Origin of the sequence: Nonomuraea sp. NPDC048892 (assembly GCF_040649735.1) — a bacterium.
GTDB classification, from domain to species: Bacteria; Actinomycetota; Actinomycetes; order Streptosporangiales; family Streptosporangiaceae; genus Nonomuraea; species Nonomuraea maheshkhaliensis.
This window is the reverse complement of record NZ_JBEZFZ010000005.1, coordinates 671,182-690,027: the sequence shown is the minus strand read 5'-3', so window position 1 is coordinate 690,027 and position 18,846 is coordinate 671,182. Positions and strand designations below refer to the sequence as shown.

17 protein-coding genes are annotated in these 18,846 nt (G+C 73.6%); 7 read left to right on the top strand and 10 right to left on the bottom strand.

The genetic code is table 11. The annotated features are described in order from the left end of the window. Positions 1-71: 71 nt before the first annotated feature. The gene (locus AB0C28_RS20460) at positions 72-1,292 is read right to left on the bottom strand and encodes a cytochrome P450 (protein ID WP_358076339.1); all 1,221 of its coding nucleotides are present in this window, start codon (positions 1,290-1,292) and stop codon (positions 72-74) included. 31 nt (positions 1,293-1,323) lie between these two features. After that, positions 1,324-2,940, bottom strand: a complete 1,617-nt coding sequence (locus AB0C28_RS20455; protein WP_357846851.1) for an FAD-dependent oxidoreductase — start codon at positions 2,938-2,940, stop codon at positions 1,324-1,326. A gap of 211 nt (positions 2,941-3,151) precedes the next feature. On the opposite strand from AB0C28_RS20455, the gene AB0C28_RS20450 reads away from it, so the two are divergent. Further along, complete coding sequence (locus AB0C28_RS20450) at positions 3,152-4,681, top strand: alpha-L-arabinofuranosidase C-terminal domain-containing protein (RefSeq protein ID WP_357846853.1); 1,530 nt, start codon at positions 3,152-3,154, stop codon at positions 4,679-4,681. Between the two features lie 2 nt (positions 4,682-4,683). Here AB0C28_RS20450 and AB0C28_RS20445 read toward each other — a convergent pair whose 3' ends face one another. Further along, positions 4,684-6,069: an amino acid permease gene (locus AB0C28_RS20445; protein ID WP_358076336.1), complete on the bottom strand. Its 1,386-nt coding sequence runs from the start codon at positions 6,067-6,069 to the stop codon at positions 4,684-4,686. Positions 6,070-6,103: 34 nt separating this feature from the next. Further along, positions 6,104-7,228, bottom strand: coding sequence for an aminotransferase class V-fold PLP-dependent enzyme (locus AB0C28_RS20440; RefSeq protein ID WP_357846857.1), 1,125 nt, complete (start codon positions 7,226-7,228; stop codon positions 6,104-6,106). Between the two features lie 88 nt (positions 7,229-7,316). Here AB0C28_RS20440 and AB0C28_RS20435 point away from each other — a divergent pair, with 88 nt between their 5' ends. The 5 genes from AB0C28_RS20435 to AB0C28_RS20415 all read left to right on the top strand — a co-directional run bounded on the left by AB0C28_RS20435 (position 7,317) and on the right by AB0C28_RS20415 (position 12,040). Next, the gene (locus AB0C28_RS20435; protein WP_346107611.1) at positions 7,317-7,850 is read left to right on the top strand and encodes an XRE family transcriptional regulator; all 534 of its coding nucleotides are present in this window, start codon (positions 7,317-7,319) and stop codon (positions 7,848-7,850) included. Positions 7,851-7,894: 44 nt separating this feature from the next. After that, positions 7,895-8,380 (top strand): DUF305 domain-containing protein, encoded by a 486-nt coding sequence (locus AB0C28_RS20430; protein WP_358076333.1) that lies wholly within the window; start codon positions 7,895-7,897, stop codon positions 8,378-8,380. Between the two features lie 219 nt (positions 8,381-8,599). Next, complete coding sequence (crtI, locus tag AB0C28_RS20425) at positions 8,600-10,042, top strand: phytoene desaturase family protein (RefSeq protein ID WP_357846862.1); 1,443 nt, start codon at positions 8,600-8,602, stop codon at positions 10,040-10,042. A 61-nt stretch (positions 10,043-10,103) separates the two neighbouring features. Then, on the top strand, positions 10,104-11,003 hold the full coding sequence (locus AB0C28_RS20420) for a phytoene/squalene synthase family protein (protein ID WP_358076331.1): 900 nt from the start codon (positions 10,104-10,106) through the stop codon (positions 11,001-11,003). Positions 11,004-11,029: 26 nt separating this feature from the next. Then, positions 11,030-12,040 carry a phosphate acyltransferase PlsX gene (locus tag AB0C28_RS20415; RefSeq protein WP_358076329.1) on the top strand — a complete coding sequence of 337 codons (1,011 nt, stop codon included), beginning with the start codon at positions 11,030-11,032 and terminating at the stop codon, positions 12,038-12,040. A gap of 8 nt (positions 12,041-12,048) precedes the next feature. Here the strand turns inward: AB0C28_RS20415 and AB0C28_RS20410 are convergent, their stop codons facing one another. After that, on the bottom strand, positions 12,049-12,912 hold the full coding sequence (locus tag AB0C28_RS20410) for a spheroidene monooxygenase (protein WP_357846868.1): 864 nt from the start codon (positions 12,910-12,912) through the stop codon (positions 12,049-12,051). On the opposite strand from AB0C28_RS20410, the gene AB0C28_RS20405 reads away from it, so the two are divergent. Then, positions 12,902-13,474 (top strand): glycerol-3-phosphate acyltransferase, encoded by a 573-nt coding sequence (locus tag AB0C28_RS20405; protein ID WP_357846870.1) that lies wholly within the window; start codon positions 12,902-12,904, stop codon positions 13,472-13,474. The genes AB0C28_RS20410 and AB0C28_RS20405 overlap by 11 nt on opposite strands. Here the strand turns inward: AB0C28_RS20405 and AB0C28_RS20400 are convergent. From AB0C28_RS20400 to AB0C28_RS20380, 5 genes are all read right to left on the bottom strand, one after another. Further along, the gene (locus AB0C28_RS20400) at positions 13,434-14,501 is read right to left on the bottom strand and encodes a glycosyltransferase family 2 protein (RefSeq protein ID WP_357846872.1); all 1,068 of its coding nucleotides are present in this window, start codon (positions 14,499-14,501) and stop codon (positions 13,434-13,436) included. The two genes, AB0C28_RS20405 and AB0C28_RS20400, sit on opposite strands and share 41 nt — an antisense overlap. 119 nt (positions 14,502-14,620) lie before the next feature. After that, positions 14,621-16,108, bottom strand: coding sequence for a phytoene desaturase family protein (gene crtI / locus AB0C28_RS20395; protein ID WP_357846874.1), 1,488 nt, complete (start codon positions 16,106-16,108; stop codon positions 14,621-14,623). After that, a complete protein-coding gene (locus AB0C28_RS20390; protein WP_357846876.1) occupies positions 16,096-16,869 on the bottom strand; it encodes a carotenoid biosynthesis protein in 774 nt (257 codons plus the stop codon). Before AB0C28_RS20390 ends, crtI (AB0C28_RS20395) begins: the two co-directional genes overlap by 13 nt. Before the next feature lie 117 nt (positions 16,870-16,986). Further along, entirely contained in the window at positions 16,987-18,393 is a 1,407-nt protein-coding gene (locus tag AB0C28_RS20385) for an MFS transporter (RefSeq protein ID WP_357846878.1), read from the bottom strand. Further along, on the bottom strand, positions 18,390-18,836 hold the full coding sequence (locus AB0C28_RS20380) for a MarR family transcriptional regulator (RefSeq protein WP_357846880.1): 447 nt from the start codon (positions 18,834-18,836) through the stop codon (positions 18,390-18,392). The genes AB0C28_RS20385 and AB0C28_RS20380 overlap by 4 nt, the downstream gene beginning before the upstream one ends. Positions 18,837-18,846 lie beyond the last annotated feature (10 nt).

The following is an 18,846-nucleotide window of genomic DNA, read 5'->3' as shown; positions in this document are numbered from 1 at the left end:
GCGGATCTCCACTACTACCACGGAAAGGCGCCCTGCTTCACGAGCGCCGGAAACATTGTCTCCATGAGAGACTAAGTTGGCAAGTACGGCTCCACGCCGTCGTACTCGACCAGGAGATGACGCGGCCCGCGCAGGACGGGGCTCGGCCGGTAGGGAGGCGGGTCGGTGACGAGCTTGGGCGCGCGCAGCCTGCGGACGAGCTCCGTCAGCATGATCTGCCCCTCCAGCCGGGCCAGCGGCGCGCCGAAGCAGTAGTGCACGCCGCCGCCGAAGCCCAGATGCTCGTTGCGGAGGCGGTACGGGTCGAAGCGGCCCGGGTCGCTCACGTGGGCCGGGTCCCGGCTGCCCGCCGCCAGCGCGAGCACGACGGGCGCGCCGGCCGGGATGGTGACGCCGGCGATCGTGATGTCGTCGAGAGCGACCCGCGAGGACAGGAAGTGCACCGGCGGCTCGTAACGCAGCAACTCCTCGACGGCGGGGACGATCAGGCCGGGATCGGCGCGCAGGCGTTCGAGCAGGTCAGGATGGCGCAGGAAGGTGAGCATGCCGTTGGCGATGAGGTTGATCGTGGTCTCGTGGCCGGCGATGAGCAGCAGCACGGCGGTGGACATCACGTCCTGCGGCGTCATCCCGCCCTCAGGGCCCCGATACGTGACGAACCCGGACAGCAGGTCCTCCCCCGGCTGCCGGCCGCGCTCCTCGGCCAGGCCGCCGAGGTAGCCGCGCAGCTCGGCCGCGACGGCCTCGCGTTCCCGCTCCCGCTCGGCGCGGTCCTCCTCGCCCGGTTTCAGCGTCTCGACGAGTGCGTCCGCCCAGACGCTGAAGCGCGGCTGGTCCTCCACCGGCACGCCGAGCAGCCGGCAGATGATCGCGACCGGCAGCGGGTAGACGACCTCGTCCACGAGATCGGCCCTGTTCCTGTCCGCGATGCCGTCGATCAGCCCGGTGGTGATCTCCAGCATCGCCGGCCGCAGCCCCTCCACCACGCGTGGCGAGTGCGGCGGCCCGAAGTGGCGCATGGCGAGGCGGCGCAGCCGATCGTGCTCGGGCGGGTCGAGCCCGATGAAGGCGGGATTCTGGTCGAGCGCCTCGGTCGGGGCGGCGAGGTTGCGGCGGTCGGAGCTGATCCGCGGGTCGTGCAGCAGCGCGACGATCTCCCGGTACGTGCTCACGACGTACGTGCCGTCCTCCTGGCGCGCCACCGGCGTCTCGCGCAGCCGCTCGTAGAGCGGATAGGGGTCGGCGCGGCCCGAAGGGTCGAGAATCCGCTCGAAGAGGCTCTGCGATGACATGACCTGAACTCCTGCTCCATCTGTGCGGCGGTCAGCGTTGCGGCGGGTGGACCAGCGTGGCGCGGCGCTCGGCCGGGTCGTGGCCGGTCACCACGACGGTCGCCCCCGCCGTGGCGACCGTCCGGTCCGGGACCTGGGCCGGCATCGGCCGCGGGGCCTCACGCCGGTCGACGTGGCGGGACGCGGGCGGGAACGGCGCGGCCCGCTCGATCAGCCCCTGGTAGTACTCCAGCCACATCCCCTGGTCGAAGGTGACCGCCGCGGTGACCCGGCCCTGGTAGCCGTAGACGGCCACGAAGCGGCGCTCGTCCGTCGAGCCCTGCGCGATCACGATCTCGTCGGCGAACGTGGGCACGCCGACCGACTTGATGTTGACGCCGAACTGGGTGGACCAGAAGACCGGCACCGACAGGTGCGGCCAGCGGTGGGCCTGGTCGCTGACCATGTTGTGGGCGGCGATCTCGGCCTGGGCGACCGCGTTGCCCCAGTGTTCCAGCGTCATGAACTGGTACTGGTAGAGCGGGTGCGGGAAGCGGGCGATGTCACCGGCGACGAAGACGTCGTCCGTGACCAGGCCGTTGGTGTCGACGGCCCGGCAGCCGGCGTCGCAGGCCACGCCCCACACGCCGGCGGCCAGCCCCGAGCCGTGCAGCCACTCGACGTTGCGGATCGAGCCGAGCGCGACCACCGCCACGTCGGCCTCCACCGTGCTGCCGTCCGACAGGCGGGCGCCGCGCAGCCGGCCCTCCGCGTCGCCTTCCAGGGCGGTGACGGTCGTGTCGCAGCGCAGGTCGACGCCGTGGTCGCGGTGCATCCGCGCGGCCACGCCGCCGATCACCGCGCCGAGCGCGCTGACGAGGGGGCTGGGTCCGCGTTCGACGACCGTCACGGGAAGGTCCAGCTCGCGGCAGACGGAGGCGATCTCGCTGCCGGTGAAGCCCGCGCCGAGGATGAGCACCCGGCGCGGCCGGGCGGCCAGAGCCTCTCTCAGGCGGGCGGCGTCCTCCAGCGTGCGCAGCGTGTGCACGCCCTCCAACGCGGCCTCGGCCTCGTTCGGCCAGGGGCGGGCGCGGGTGCCGGTGGCCAGCAGGACCCGGTCGAAGCCGATCTCGCGGCCGTCGGCCAGGTAAACGCGCTTGTTCGCCACGTCCAGCCCCGTCGCCGGGGTGCCCGCGATCCACTCGGCCTCGAACTCGCGCAGCCGGGGCAGCATGGTGTGGCCGGACGGCACCTGCCCGGTGAGCACCTGTTTCGACAGCGGCGGCCGGTCGTAGGGCTCGTGGATCTCGTCGCCGATCACGGTCAGCGTCCCGCCGAAGCCCTCCCGCCGCAGCACGCCGGCGGCGCGCGCGCCGGCCAGCGAGGCTCCCACGATCACGATGTGGCCTTCGGTCATCTTCGCGGCCGGCGGCTGCTCGGCGGGCGGCCGCGCGGCCGAGGACAGGCCGACCCGGCGCGTCTGCGTCCAGTCGAGGTGGATGGCCTGGACGGGGCAGGCGGCGGTCGCCCGCAGCACGTGCTCGCGCTGCTCGTCGCCGGGGTCCAGGTCGTACAGGAGCGCCTCGTCGCGGACGGTGAAGACGTCGGGCGCGAGGAAGGCGCACTGGCCGTAGCCCTGGCAGCGGGTCAGGTCGACGATGACTCTCACAAGGCCACTCCCCCGTCGAGCGAGCACGTTCCCGCTGGCCGGCGGCGGGTCCCGGCGTGGGACCTACCCGCGCCGCCGAGGGCCGTAGCCCGCCCCGCGCGATCCTGCCCTGCTCTTTGCATGCCGGGTGCAGGCGCCTTGACAGGCGAACTTGTATCGATACAAACTTGCGTCGCCTTCATGACGCACGAACAACGCGAGGTAGTCCAGGATGAGTGCCGTCCCCGCCGTCATCAACGTCGACGTCCCCGGTCCCTTGATCAACCGGCACCTGTACGGGCACTTCGCCGAGCACCTGGGCCGGTGTATCTACGGCGGGTTCTACGTGGGCGAGGACAGCGACCTGCCGAACGAGGGCGGCCTGCGCCTGGACGTGGTCGAGGCGCTGCGCGCCCTGAACATCCCCAACCTGCGCTGGCCAGGCGGCTGCTTCGCCGACGAATACCACTGGACGGACGGCATCGGGCCCAAGGACCGGCGCCCGGTCATGGTCAACACCCACTGGGGCAACGTCGAGGAGAACAACCACTTCGGCACGCACGAGTTCATGGCCCTGTGCGAGCTGCTCGGGGCGGAGCCGTACATCAGCGGCAACGTCGGCTCGGGCACGGTCAGGGAGATGAGCGACTGGGTCGAATACCTCACCCGCGACGGCGACTCGCCGATGGTGCGGCTGCGCAAGGAGAACGGGCGCGAGGAGCCGTGGCGGGTGCGCTTCTGGGGGCTCGGCAACGAGGCGTGGGGCTGCGGCGGCAACATGAGCGCCGCGCAGTACGCCGCCGAGGCCCGCAGGTTCGGCACCTACTGCCGTGACCACGGCGATAACAAGCTCTACCGGATCGCGGCGGGAGCCAACTCCTTCGACTACGCCTGGACCGAGACGCTGATGAAGCAGCTCGGCGAGCTGGGCTGCGCCTACCGCCCGGCGCCGTTCATGCAGGCGCTGTCGGTGCACTACTACACGCTCACCGGCACCTGGCAGGACAAGGGCCAGGCCACGGACTTCGGCACCGACGACCACTACCGCACAATGGTGCAGGCGGCCCGGGTGGACGAGCTGCTCACCGGCCACTCCAACGTCATGGACTGCTACGACCCGGGCCGGAACGTGGGCCTGGTGCTGGACGAGTGGGGCACCTGGTGGAACGTCGAGCCGGGCACCAACCCCGGCTTCCTCTACCAGCAGAACACGCTGCGCGACGCCCTCGTGGCCGGGCTGCACTTCGACGTCTTCCACCGCCACGCCGGCCGCCTGGTCATGGCCAACATCGCCCAGACGGTGAACGTGCTCCAGGCCATGATCCTCACCGATCCCGAGTCGGGCGCACTGGTGCTCACGCCCACGTACCACGTGTTCGAGATGAACAAGGGGCACCAGGACGCGGCCTCGCTGCGGGTGGACCTCCCCTCGGGGCTGCCCACCCGCGAGGTCGGGGAGGACCGGCTGGCGACCGTCTCGCTGTCGGCCAGCCGCAAGGACGGCCGGCTCCTCGTGTCGCTGTCGAACGTGGACGCGGACGAGGCGGCGGACGTCGAGCTGGACCTGCGCGGCGGCGCCGTGACCGAGGTCGGCGCCCGGATCCTCACCGCGGGGCGGCTCCAGGACCACAACACCCCCGAGGCCCCCGCCGCGGTCGCGCCCCGCCCGTACGAGCAGGTCACGGCCACGGCGTCCGGGCTGCGGGTGCACCTGCCCGCCCACTCCTTCGTCACCGTGGAGGGCCGCCTGGACGGCCGGTGAAGCTACGTCTGCGACGGTTCGCGGCTGCCGCTCCGGCGGGAGATGACGAAATACACCACGCTGACGATCACGAAGAACGGGACGCCCGCCCACCACGCCGGCCGCAGCGGCTCGATGAACAGCGTCGAGACGAGCACGGCGGCCAGGAACAGCATCACCACCACCGAGGTGACGGGCGCGCCCCAGAGCCGGACCGGCGACGGCGCCAGCCCCTGGGCGGCGCGGGTGCGGCGGAAGGCGTGGTGGGTCACCAGGATGAGCAGCCACACGACCAGCGCCCCGAACACCGACACGCCGAACAGCGCCAGGTACGCCTCGCTCTCGCTGGCCGCCGAGACGATCGCGGCCAGCGCCAGGCCCAGCGCCGACAGGGCGAGCGCGTTGCGCGGCACGCCGGAGGCGCTGAGGCGGCCGGTCCAGGCGGGGGCGTAGCGGTGGGCGGCCAGCGAGTGCATCATCCTGGTGGTCAGGTACAGGTTCGTGTTGGCGCTGGAGAGCGCGGCGGTCAGGACCACGAAGTTCATGATCGTGGCCGCCGCCGGGACGCCCGCCGCCGAGAAGACGCGGACGAACGGGCTCTCGGTGACGTCGCCGCCCTGCGCGGTGGTGGTCCAGGGCACCACGGTCAGCACGACCGCGATGGCCAGCACGTAGAACAGCGCCAGGCGGGTGACCATGCGGCGGGCGGCGCGCGGGATGTCGCGCGTGGGGTTCTCGGACTCGGCGGCGGTGACCGAGACGACCTCGGTGCCGATGTAGCTGAACAGCACGAACACCATGGCCAGGAACAGGCCGTTGATCCCGTTGGGCAGGAAGCCGTCGTGCGCGGTCAGGTTGGACACGCCGGTCGCCTGCGCGCCGGGAAGCCCGACGGTGACCAGGACCACGCCGAGCAGGATGAACACGACGATGGCCACCACCTTGATCATGGCGAACCAGTACTCGACCTCGCCGAACAGCTTGACCGCGGCGGCGTTCGTGATCAGCACGACGGCCGAGAAGACGGTGACCGGCAGCCACAGCGGCAGCGACGGCCACCAGAACTGCACGTAGATCCCGGCCGCGATGACCTCGCCGCCGATCGCGATGACCTGGATCGTCCAGTACGTCCAGCGGACCACGAACCCGGCCCACGGCCCCAGATACCGGTGGGCGATGACCCCGAACGCGCCCGCCTCCGGATGCACCACGACCATCTCGGCCAGCGCCCAGCCGATCACCAGCGCCACGCCGGCGCAGATCACGTACGCGACGATGGTGGCCGGGCCTGCCTGGGAGATCGCCAGGCTGGAGCCGAGGAAGAGCCCGGTGCCGATGGCGCCGCCCAGCCCGATCATGGTGAGCTGGCGGCCGGTCAGCCGGCGGCGCAGCCCGGTTTCGTTGTCCACGGAAGAGTCCACGGAAGACCTCTCGGGGGGATGATCAGGTCCTGCGGCAGTCCCTGATGGCTTCGACGGCCGCGTCCACGTCGGACCGGTCGTTGTAGTAGTGGAACGACAGCCGCAGCAGGTCGCCGCGCGGCGCGGTCCAGATGCGGCGCTCGGCCAGCCTGGCGGCCAGCTTGTCGGGGTCGGGGTCGGCGATGGCGACCTGCGGGCCGCGTGCCCCCGCCGGGCTCACCACCCGCTCGCCGTCCTCGGTCAGCCGCTGGGCCAGCTCCTCGACCAGGGCCGACACGTGCTCATGTACGGCGACCAGGTCGACCCGTTCGATCAGGTCGAACCCTGCGTTGGCCGCGTACGCGGACGGGATGGGCGGGGTGCCGGTCTCGAAGCGGCGGGCGTCGGCGGGGAAGTCGAGCAGCCTGGGGTCGAAGGCGAACGGCTGCGTACGGCCGAACCAGCCGGTCAGCTCGGGCTCGCGCTGCTGCTCCATGCCGCCCCTGACGTACAGGAAGGCGATGCCGGGCAGGCCGAGCAGGTATTTGAGCGACCCGGAGGCCAGATAGTCGCAGCCCAGCCGCTTGACGTCGATCGGGACGACGCCGGTGGCCTGATAGGCGTCCACGAAGACGCGCGCGCCCCGGTCGTGCGCCAGCCGTACGACGTCCTCGACGGGCAGGCGGGCGCCGTTGCGGTAGGTGTGCAGCGGCACGGAGACGAGGTTGACCCGCTCGTCGATGACCTGCTCGTACGCCTCGGCCGCGACGTTCTCGCCGGTGTCGGCGGCCACCCGCACCTCGGCGCCGCGCTGGCGCTGGGCCAGCCACACGTGCGCGATCGAGGGGAACTCCAGGTCGTTGGTGACGATGCCGGGCCGGCGGGACCAGTCGAGCGAGGCGGCGGCCTGGAAGGCGGCCTCGGACGCGCACGACAGCACGGCCACCTCGCCGGGCTCGGCGCCGATGAGCCGGGCGAAGCGCTCCCTGGCCCGGCCGACCTGCTCCATCCAGGTCTGCCACGGGGCGCCCTCGGCGCGCAGCGAGTGGCCGATCTCCTGGAGCGCGTAGGCCAGCCGCGACGACAGCGCGGCCTGGCTGCAGCTGGCCAGGTGCACGGAGTCGGCCAGAGAGGGGAACTCGGCCCGGAACTGGGTTGCGTTCAACATGCGCGACATTTCGGGCACACTATCGGGCGGGATTTAACCTGGTCAATGGGCGTTAAATGGTGTTAACAATGGATATGATCCCCGGGTGATGGGCGCCAGGATCCGGAAGCTCCGTACCGAACGGGGGCTGACCCTCGCGCAGCTCGCCGCCGCGGCCGGCGTGTCGAGCGGGCTGATCAGCCAGGTCGAGCGCGATCTGGCCGATCCGAGCCTGGAGACGCTCAGGAAGATCGCCAAGGTGCTGGACCTGCCGCTGTTCAGCCTGTTCCAGGAGCCGGACGCGGCTGTCGTCGCCGTGGTCCGGCAGGACAAGCGCATGCTGGTCAGATCCCCCACCGGCGGCGTCACCTACACCCGCGTCTCCCCGGGGCACGGGCGGCTTGAGGTCCTGGAGGGCCGGCTGGAGCCCGGCGGCTCGTCGGCCGCCGAGCCGTGGTCGCACCCGTCCGAGGAGTGCGTGCTGGTGCTGCGGGGGCGGCTCGTCGTGGAGGTGTCGGGGGTCGAGCATGCGCTGGAGGAGGGCGACAGCTGCTACTTCGACTCCGCGCTGCCGCACCGCTACCTCAACCCGGGCGAGGAGCCGGTCGACTTCCTGATCACCGCGACCCCGCCCAGCTACTGAACCTTTCCCCTGCGCCGCGCGTACCTTCGTACATGCGTTGGAGAATGGCCTTGATCGCCTTCCTGGGACTGCTGGCGGCGGGCGCGTGCTCCGCCTCGGCGGAGACCCAAGCCGGGTACAACCAGGCGGACGTGCGGTTCAACCAGCAGATGATCACCCACCACCGCCAGACCATCCAGCTGGCCGAGCTCGCGGCCGAGCGGGGCGGCGGCGACTACGTGCGCAAGCTGGCCAAGGAGATCATCCCGAACGAGCAGGCCGACATCCAGAAGATGTCCGGCTGGCTCACGTCGTGGTCGGAGTCGGTGCCCGCCGATGAGAAGACGGACGAGGGCGCCGAGCTGAAGGCGGGCGACGGGTTCGACCGGGGCTGGCTGACGCTGCTGAAGGGGCACCTCGAACACGGCGTGCACATGGCCAAGGAGATCCAGAGCACGGGCGAGCACGCGGCGACGCGGGAACTGGCCGACCGGATCGTGACCGTGCAGACCGAGGAACTGTCCGCCATCGGCAAACAACTGGCCATCTGAGGCTTGCGACCGCCGCCCCGCCGCCGGCTGGGGCCACCCGCCGCCTGAGGGCCGCCGCCGTCCAGGTTCCCTCGGGGACATGGGCGGCGCGCGGGCGTGTCCCCGCTTCCCGGCGCGCGTCCGGTGGATACCGTGATGGTGCGGTTCCGGGACTGACTGACCCGCCCTGAATCCGACTCTCCCTCCGCAGCTTGTCACCGAGCGACGGAGGGGAGCCCTGTGCGACGAGGTCCTGTGGTGGTCGTCGGGGCGGGCCTGGGCGGACTGGCGGCGGCCGTCCGCCTGGCCGCCGCCGGGCGCGAGGTGGTGGTGGTCGAGGCCGGGCGAGAGCCCGGCGGCTGCTGCGGCACCGGGCGCGCCGGGGCGTACCGGTTCGACGTCGGCCCGTCCGTGCTGACGATGCCCGGCGTGCTCGCCGACGTCTTCGGCGCGGCCGGGGAGGAGCTGCGGGACTGGGTGCCGCTGCGCCGCCTCGATCCCTCGTACCGGCTGATCTTCCACGACGGCTCGCGGCTGGACGTGCGGGCCGGGCGCGCGGAGATGACCGAGCAGGTCCGCGCGCTGTGCGGGCCCGCCGAAGCGGCCCGCTACGAGCGTTACCGGCGGCTGCTCGACGAGCTGTTCGCGGTGGAGTGGCCGGCGTTCATCGACGCCGACATGACCAGGCTGCGCGCCCTGGCCAGGCCGGCGGCGCTGCTGCGGCTGGCCGCGCTGGGCGGCTTCCGCCGGCTCGACCGCCTGGCCGCGCGCCACCTGACCGACCCCCGGCTGATCAGGGCGCACACCTTCCAGTCCCTGTACGTGGGGCTGTCGCCGCATCGCGCGCTCGGCATCTACGCCGTCGTCGCGCACATGGACACCGTCGGCGGCGTGTACTTCCCCGAGCACGGCGGCATGCACGCCGTTCCGGTCGCGATGGCGGCGCTGCTGGAGAAGCTGGGTGCGGCCATCCGGTACGGCGCGCGCGCCCACCGGGTCGAGGCCGACGGCGACGGCGTCACCGGCGTCCTGCTGGAGGACGGCGAACGGCTGCCGGCCGCCCACGTGGTGGTGGCCTGCGACCGGCTGGCGGCGCGGCGGCTGCTGCCCGGCCGGGCCGACGACTGGCGGCTGCGCCGTCCCCGCCACTCCCCCTCCTGCCTGGTTCTCCACCTCGGCCTCGACCGTGACCCGCCCGGCCAGGCCCACCACACCGTGCACTTCGGCCGGACCTGGCGGGAGACGTTCGCCGCACTGGAGCGGGGCCGGCCGCAGCCCGACCCGAGCCTGCTGGTCACCTGCCCGGACACCGGCGGGCCCGCCACGCTCAGCGTCCTGGAGCCGGCGCCCAACCTGCGCGCCGCCGACTGGGGCCGCCTGCGTCCCGAGCTGGAGGAACGGCTGCTCGCCCGCCTTGCCGAGCTCGGTTACGGCGATCTGTCGGGCGCGCCCAGGCTGGTGCTGGACCCGCCCGCGTGGGCGGCGCGCGGCCACAGCGCCGGGACGCCGTTCGCGCTGGACCACCGCTTCACCCAGACGGCGTGGCTGCGGCCGTCCGGCGTCGCCCGGCGCGTTCCCGGCCTGCACTTCGCCGGCATGTTCACCGCGCCGGGCGTGGGCGTGCCGCCGGTGCTGATCTCCGGCCGCCTGGCCGCGGAACGCATCCTCGGGGAGCCCTCATGACGCGCACCACCGAACCGACGCTCAGAACGCGTACCACCGAGCCGGCGCTTTGGGGGCTTTGATGACGCTGACCTCCGGCTACGAACGCTGCCGGCGGCTGCACGCCCGCTACGGCCGCTCCTACTACCTGGCCACCCGGCTGCTGCCCGGCTGGAAGCGGCGTCATGTGCACGCCCTGTACGGTTTCGCCCGCTACGCCGACGAGATCGTCGACTCCTTCACCATGACCGGCGACCGGACCCGCGCGCTCGACCGCCTGTGGGCCGGGGTCGAGGCCGGGCTGTCGGGAGCCGAGGTCCGCGATCCGGTGCTGCCGGCGTTCCTGCACACCGTGCGCTCGTTCGGCGTCGACCGCGACGACGTGCGCTCGTTCCTGACCTCGATGCGCGCCGACCTGTCGGTCACCCGGTACGCCACGTACGACGACCTGCTCGGCTACATGGCCGGCTCCGCCGCCGCCATCGGCACGATGACGCTGCCGCTGCTGGAGCCGGTGCCCGGGTGCGAGGAGCGGGCCCGCGAGCCCGCTCGGCAGCTCGGCCTGGCCTTCCAGCTCACCAACTTCCTGCGCGACGTGGCCGAGGACCATGCCAGGGGCCGGATCTACCTGCCGCTGGAGGACCTGGCCAAGTTCGGCGTCGAGCCGGAGCACCTGGGCGCGCGGCGTACCGGGCGGGCCCTGCGGGACCTGCTCGCCTTCGAGGCCGAGCGCGCCCACGCCCACTACCGCGCCGCCGCCGAGGGCGTCGAACTGCTCGTCGCCTCCTCTCGGCCGTGCGTGAGCGCCGCCCTTGAGCTGTACGGCGGCATCCTCACCGAGATCGAGCGCCGCGGCTTCGAGGTCCTGGCCACCCGGGTACGGCTACCGCACCACCGCAGAGCCACCATCTTCACCCGCCACCTGCTGACCGCCACCGCAGCGGCCCGGGCCGAGCGCCAGGTCCGGGTGGAACTCCCGTGAGCGCGGCCCGGAGGTCCACCGGGGATATGGGGGGAAGTTCGGCCTGGAGTTCCGCCGGGGGTCCGGCCGGGAACTCCGGCGGCGGGTCCGCCGGGCCCGTGGTGCTGGACGCGATGGGCGGTGACCACGGGCCGGCCGAGGTGGTGGCGGGCGCGGTCGAGGCGCGGCGGGCGCACGGGGTGCCGGTCATCCTGGTCGGCGCTGAGCCGCAGCTGAGCAGGGAGTTGTGGCGGCACGGCGCGGAGGGCGAGATCGCCGTGGTGCACGCCCTGCACGCCGTGCCGATGTCCGAACGGGGCGCCGCCACGGCCGCGCTGGCCGGGTCCAGTCTCGCGGTGGGCTGTGACCTGGTACGCCAGGGCGTGGGCGGCTCGTTCGTGTCCGCCGGGTCCACCGGCGCGGTGGTCACCTGTGCCGTACGCGGCATCGGCCGGGCCGCCGGCGTGCTGCGGCCCGCGCTGGCGGTGGCGCTGCCGTCGCTGCGGGGCGGCGCGACGGTGCTGGTGGACGCGGGTGCGACGGCCGACCCCAGCCCCGCCATGATGGCGCAGTTCGGCCGGCTGGGCGCCGGGTACGCGCGTTCCGTGCTCGGCCGGTCCGACCCGGCCGTGGGGTTGCTGTCCATCGGGTCCGAGCCGGGCAAGGGCAACCGGCTCACCTGCCAGGCCGAGGAACTGCTGGCCGCCCTGCCGCTGCGCTTCGCGGGCAACGTCGAGGGGCACGACGTGCTGTCCGGCCGGATGGACGTGATCGTCACCGACGGCTTCACCGGGAACGTGGTGCTCAAGAACGTCGAGGGATGCGTGCGTACGGTGCTCGCGATGGTCGCCCGCGAGGGCGTCGCCGCGCCCGAGCGGCTCGCCGGGGTGGCCCGCCGCTACGACCCGGAGGCCCACGGCGGCGCGGCCCTGCTCGGGCTGCGCGGCACGGTCGTCGTCGCACACGGCTCGTCCCGCGCGGCCACCATCGCCAGGGCCTGCGTGGTGGCGCACACCCTGTCCGGAGCAGCACCCGGCATCGAGACGATGACACCATGAGCACCGGCTCAGCACGAGGGGCCGGTGCCGTGGTGCGGCGGCGTGCGCAGGGGATTGGTGCCGTTCCAGGTGCCTTCGCTCGCGTACGGGATGAAGCGGGCGAACAGCTCTTCGGCGTACCAGTCGTGGGAGCGTACGCGCTCCACGACCCGCCGGTGCGCCGCCCCCCGGTAGGCGAACCCGCGCATCGCGTCCTGGTCGCGCCACAACGAGAACGTGGCCTGCCGGGCCAGCGGCCACTCCCCCATCCCGATCGAGGCCAGGCACCCGTCCTGCCGCCGCAGCAGTTCGTCCACCGGCGGCACCGACCGGTAGAACGCGACCAGCCGGCGCACCCGGATCGACGCCCTGGTGAGCACCGCCACCGGCCCGCCCCGTGCGGCCACCGCACCGCCGCCCGAGCCGCCGAACGGGCCCACCGGGGTGCCACGCGAGTCACCCAACGCGCCCAACTGGGCACCACGCGAGTCGCCGGACGGGCCCGCCTGGGTGCCGGGCGGGTCCGCGAAGGGGTTTCGGCTCGTCCAGGTGCCGCGCGAGGACAGCGGTGCGAGCCGTACCTGCCAGGTCTCCGACGCCTCGGCCCGCCAGCGGGCCGCGATCGGGGACGAGCGCAGGAACGCCTCCAGGTCGCCGGCCGAGCGCCAGACCGCGAACAGCGCCCAGCGGCGCAGGTCGGCCCCGAGCGACATCGAGCGTCCCCTGCCCGTGCCCAGCAGCCGCCAGAACAGCAGCCCGCCGCAGTCACGCAGCAGCGGCCGGTCGAAGGCCATGTGGCGCATCGCGCTCGCGGTGTCGTACCGGACGAGGTGGAACGACGCGATGGTTGAGGCGGGAGCCGGATCGGCGCTTGAGTGGGCGGTGGCGGTCATCGCCGGCTACCTGCTCGGGTCGGTGCCGGTCGCGGTGCTGGTGGGCCGCGTCCACGGCGTCGATCCTCGGGACGTGGGAGATCGCAACCCCGGGTACTGGAACGTCAAGGAGCGGCTCGGCCGGCGGGCGGCGATGCCGGTGTTCGCCGGCGACATGCTCAAGGGCACGCTGGCCGCCCTGCTGGCGCTGCTGGTCAGCGGCGCGCACACCTCCTCGTCCGGCACGGTCTCGGGTGCGAGCGCGGCACCGGTGTACCTGGCGGTGGCGGCGGCGATGGCCGGCCACGCCTGGCCGGTGTTCGCCGGGTTCAGGGGCGGTCGGTCGGTGCTCACGTTCGCCGGCGGGATCGCCGTCATCTGCCCGCCCGCGTTCGGGCTGGCGGTGGCGGCGCTGGTGGTGACGGCGCTGGCGACTCGCTCGTTCGCGGTGGGGGCCCGGGTGGCGGTGTTCGCCATCCCCGTGCTGCAGTGGCCGTTCGCGCCCGCCGGACTGGTCGCGGCCACCGGCGGGCTGATGTGCCTCATCGGGCTCCGCTTCGGCCTGGCCACCCGCCACCACTGACCTGAGCGTCCATACGATCCCCAGGCGACCCGGCAGGACAGGAACGCGAGTCCGTACGATCCCCAGGCAACCCGGCAGGGCCGGATCGGGGGTACGTGCGGCCGCGCCAGGTCCGTGCGGGACGGAGGGTGGCGTGGGTCAGGCGGGCGGCGACCGCGGGATCGAGGAGCGGTGACAGCAGCAGCTCGGCCCCCGGCCCCCGGTAGCTGCCGCGCAGCGCGCCGGCCACCAGCAGCCGCACGGCCAGCAGCGCCAGGTCCAGCCCGGACAGCCGCCCGGACGTCAGCCGCAGCACCGGCAGGGCTCCCGTCAGCCAGATCACGGCCAGGTCGGCCGCCTGCCGGCCAGGCCCGGTCACGTCGCCCAGCGACAGCGAGCGGCCCCACTCGCGCCACAGCTCGCCCGCCGAGTCGTGCATGTCGACCTCCAGCAGGTCCGCCGCGTCCAGGAAGCCCACCTTCCAGCCCTGCCCGGCCAGGTGACGGGCCAGCGCGACGTCATCGGTCATCCGGTCGCGCACCCGCGCGAACCCGTCCGCCTCCACCATCCGCGCCCGCGGGAAGGCCAGGCACTGGCCGTTCGCGATCGTCCGGTGCGGCGGGGGCGCGGTCGGCGGGCCGATCGGGCCGAACCGGTAGACCAGGCCGGCCAGCATGGAGGCGTGCAGGGCACGTTCGAAGCGGCTGTCGCAGCGGAAGCGGGGGCCTGCGCTCACCAGGTCGTACCGGTCCAGGGCCCGCGTCAGCGCCCAGAACAGGCCCGGCTCGGGTCTGGTGTCGGCGTCGAGCGTGACCACCACCGCGCCGCGCGCGGCCGCCACGCCCTGGCGCAGGGCCCACTGCTTGCCGATCCATCCGGGCGGCAGCGGCGCCGACGTGACGACCTTGGCTCCGAGCCGCGCCGCCACGTCCGCCGTACCGTCGCGGGAGCCGTCGTCGACCACGATCACCTCGCTGACCCCGGGATCGGCCAGCACGGCCCGCAGGCACGGCCCGATCCTGGCGGCCTCGTCACGAGCCGGGATCACCACGGACACCTCGACACCGGCCGGCGGACACGCCCGGAGCGGCGGCAGTCTCCGTCGCCCGCGCGCCAGCCGAGCGACCACGACAGCACCGGCCACGGCCTGAGCCACGCTGAGCACCCTCACCGGCCACCCCGCACGGTGTCACACAGGTTCCGCGACGGGTCCCGGTCAGAGGTGGTGGGCGGGAAGTCGCGGGCGATGAGGCGGCTGACGATGCGGGCGCCCAACACCACCATCGGCAGGCCGCCGCCCGGATGGGCCGAGCCGCCCACCACGTACAACCCGTGTCGAGGCCCCCTGTTTCCCGGGCGCAGGAACGACGAGAGCCTGCCCCGGTAGGCGCTGCCGTAGATCGCGCCGCCCCAGGCGCCGTAGCGGTCGCGCAGGTCGGCGGGGGTGAGGACGTCCACGAAGCGCAGCCGTCCCGACAGGTCGTGCCCGCGCTCGGCCAGCCGTTCCAGCACCAGATCCCGGTACGCCGCCACCCCCATCGGCCACCGCACCGGGTCGCGGGCCGGCACGTTGACCAGCATCGTCCAGTTCTCGGCCCCTTCGGGCGCCTGTGTGGCGTCGTCCACGGCCGAGCAGCCAAGGTAGATCGTCGGGTCGCCGGGCGGCCGGCGGTGCTCGAAGAGGTCGGCGAACTCGCGCTCGTAGTCGCCGGAGAACAGCACGGAATGGTGCGCCAGGCCGGGCGTCCTGCCCTCGACCCCGGCCATCAGCAGGAACGCCGACGACGAAGGGCCGAGCCGGGCGATTCTGCGCAGCCGCCGCCGGTCGGGCAGGAGGTGGCCGTACAGGGCGGCGGCGTCGGTGTTGGCCACCACGATGTCGCAGGGCACGGCGCGCCCGCCCGCCGGCCGGACGCCGGTGACGCGGGAGCCTTCGCAGGTGACGGCGGCGATCGGGGTGGACAGATGGAGCTGCACGCCCGCCGCCTTCAGCAGCAGCGTCAGGTCCTCGGCCAGCCGGGGCAGGCCGCCCGGCGCGTACCAGACGCCCTGCCCGTGCTCCAGGGCCGGGACGCAGCCGAGCGCGGCCGGCGCCCGGTACGGGTCGGAGCCGGCGTAGGTGGCGTAGCGGCCGACGTACTGGCGCAGGCGCGGGTCGCGGAAGAAGCGGCGGGCCAGCCCGTCGAGGGTACGGGCGGGCGCCACGGCCAGCAGGTCCGAGAGCCGGGCCCGGCCGGGCGGGCCGAGCAGGGGGCCGGCGAAGGCGGTCCGGCCGGCCGCGCGCAGGCAGCCGTGGGCCCAGTCGTGGAAGGCGTGCCAGGCGGCCCCCTCGCCGGGGGCCAGCCGGTCCACCGCGGCGGCCATCTCGGCCAGGTCGCGCCGGGCGTCCAGCACCGTGCCGTCGGCGAACCGGTAGCGGCACAGCGGCTCGGGTTCGATCAGCTCGCGGCGCAGCCCCAGCTCCCTGAACAGCTCGGGCATGGTCAGCAGCGAGGGGCCGAGCGAGAAGGTGAAGCCGTCTCGGTGGTGCTCGGCCAGCTTCCCGCCCAGTCTGGGCGATCGTTCGTACAGCCGCACGTCGTGGCCCTGTCTGGCCAGCAGCAGCGCGCTCGTCATGCCGCCGACGCCGCCGCCGATCACCGTCACCGCTGCCACAGCCGCCTCCAGGCGGGCGCGGCGAACGCGCCCATCGTGATGCCTCCGGCGGCGGCGACCAGCGGATCGGGCGGCTGGAACACCGCCAGGAAGCCGACCGTCTCCATGACCGCCATGACCGTGTAGAGGGCGAGCAGCCCGTATCCCGGCTCCCGGTCGCCGGCGAAGCGCTGCACGACCAGCATGACCAGCGCCGACACCAGCAGCCAGCCCGCGTAGTTGCTCAGCGGCACGCCCCGGTACGGCCCGTCCTGCGCCCACGTCCACAACCCCATCCGCACCATCTGCGGATCGAGGAACAGGTCCCACGCGGTCAGCGCGCCCGCCCCCACCGCGACGCGCCGCCAGCCCGGTACGGGCGCCACGGCGGCGGCCACCGCGTACGCGGCCAGCCCCATGCCGCCCCACGCCACCGCCACCGCCACCGGCACCCCGCCGGCCTGCGGCCACAGGACGTCGCCGTAGGCGTAGTCGCCGAACGGGAACCCGGTCAGCACCCCGGCGACCTCGGCCGCGTACCCGGTCAGCACCGCGCCGCCGAACGCGCCCGCCGCCCTGACCGGCCCCCAGACGGTGGCGGCGAAGGCGAGCGCGCCGGCCGCGAGCAGCGCCACGATCGCCCCGGTGAACCGCTCGGGCCTCGCGTCCAGCCCCGACATCACCTGGCAGGCCGTCATGGCCAGCAGGAACACCACGCCGAGCACGCGCACCGGCCCGGCGTCCACGGACCTGACCTGTTCACTCGCCTGTTCCAACGCCACCCCCGGGATTCCGCCGCGGTGAAGGGTTCCCGGTGACGTCCCAAGCGAGCCCCACGGCCGTCCGCGCATCGGGGCAAGATTCCGGGTCCCCGCCGGCGTCCGTGCGGGTGGCGTCCGTCAGGGGCGGTCGCGGCCGACGCGGCGCAGGGAGCGGTCCGCGACGGTGGTCGTGAGCAGCAGCGCCGAGACGACCAGCAGGAGCAGGCCGAGGTCGTGCAGCCCGCCGGTGCTGGCGCCGTGCCGGTAGAAGGCGGCGTTGGCCGCCGAGGCGAGGAGCGCGCCGAGGTAGGCGAACGTACGCAGCAGCCCGGCCGACGAGCCCATGCGCGCCGGGTCGGACTGGGCGTAGAGGGCGTTCTGGTTGGCCAGGCCGATCAGCCCCTGCGGGATGCCGACGGCGGTGGCGATGACCACCGGGACCCAGACGGGGACGGACACGTCGAGCAGCAGCAGCCCGACGCAGCCCGCGATCTGGATGAGCGCGCCGGCGACGAGCTTGCCGCGCACCCGAGGCCGCCGCCCGACCAGGACCGTGGCCACGATGGCCGCTCCCGACATGGGCAGCAGGATCAGCCCCGCCTGCGACGGGCTCAGCGAGCGGCTCTCCTCCAGCCACTGGGTGAAGCCGTACAGGAAGGCGTAGATGGTGGTGAAGGCCAGTAGCTGGCGGGCGTACGTGGCCAGCAGCGGCGCGTTGCCGCGCAGCACCCGCAGGTCGATGAACGGCTCCCGCTGCCGCAGCTCCCACCACGCGAAGCCGGCGCCGGTCACGAGGGCGACGGCGGGCAGGTAGGCGTGGTCGAGGCCCGGCTCCATCAGGAACAGCATGAACGCCACGATCGTGCCGGCGAACAGCACGATGCCCACGACGTCGATCCGCTGACCGGGCGTGAGGCGCAGGTCGGCGCGGCGCGGCAGCCGCATCCCGCCCAGGACCAGGCAGGCGGCCGACAGCGGGACGTTGATGGTGAAGATCAGGTGCCAGCCGCCGAGGCCGATCAGCAGGCCGCCGAGCGTGGGGCCGATCACCGAGATGACCTGGTTGGAGACGGACAGGGCGGCCAGGATGCCGCTCGGGTTGCGCAGGCCGGTGCGCTCGGCCTCGCTGCGCAGCAGGTACATGGACGCCGGATAGGCCGCCGAGGTGCCGATGCCGAGCAGCACCCGGGAGGCGATCAGCAGGCCGAGGCCCGGGGCGAACACGGCCATCAGGCCGGCCAGGCCCACCAGCGCGGTGCCCGTCAGGTAGAGCGGGCGCGGGCCGTACGCGTCGACGAGCCGGCCGATGACCGGCTGCGCGACCGCCGTGGCCAGGTAGAGGGCGGTCACCAGCCACGCCGTCTCGGACGGCGGCGCCCCGAAGGCGGCGCCGATGGGGATCAGCGCCACCGCCAGCATGGAGGAGTTGACCGGGTTGAGAATGGAGCCGAGGATCATGGGCGCGACCAGCTTCCGGTCGAACCCGCCCGCATCGGGCGGCCGCCCGCGCCGCACCCGCCCGGCGACGCCCCGGCAGTCCGTCACGAGTGCGCGACCTCGTCGAGGAGCGCCATCGCCGTGATCACCGCGGCCAACTGCTCCTCGTCGCCCCGCTCGTGCAGGGTCCTGGCCAGCCACGCCTCGCGCGCCTGACGGTCGCCCTGCCGCCGCGTACGCCCCGCCTCGGTCAGTGTGACGAGCTGGCGCCGCCCGTCCTCCGGATCGGGATGACGTTCGACCAGCCCCGCCTGCTCCAGCGCGGCCACGATCTTCGCCATCGACTGCGGCCTGACCCGCTCGGCGGCGGCCAGTTCGCTGGCCGAGGCCGGGCCCTGCTTGCTGAGCCGGGCCAGCACCGACGCCTGCGCGGGCGAGCTGCCGCCCTCCCCCTCCAGTGCCTGGAGCCGGCGGCGCAGCCGGCTGAGGACCACCCACACCTCGGCCGCCGCGTGCGCGGCCTGCTCGGAGACCTCCTGCACCTCGTTCACAGATCCACGC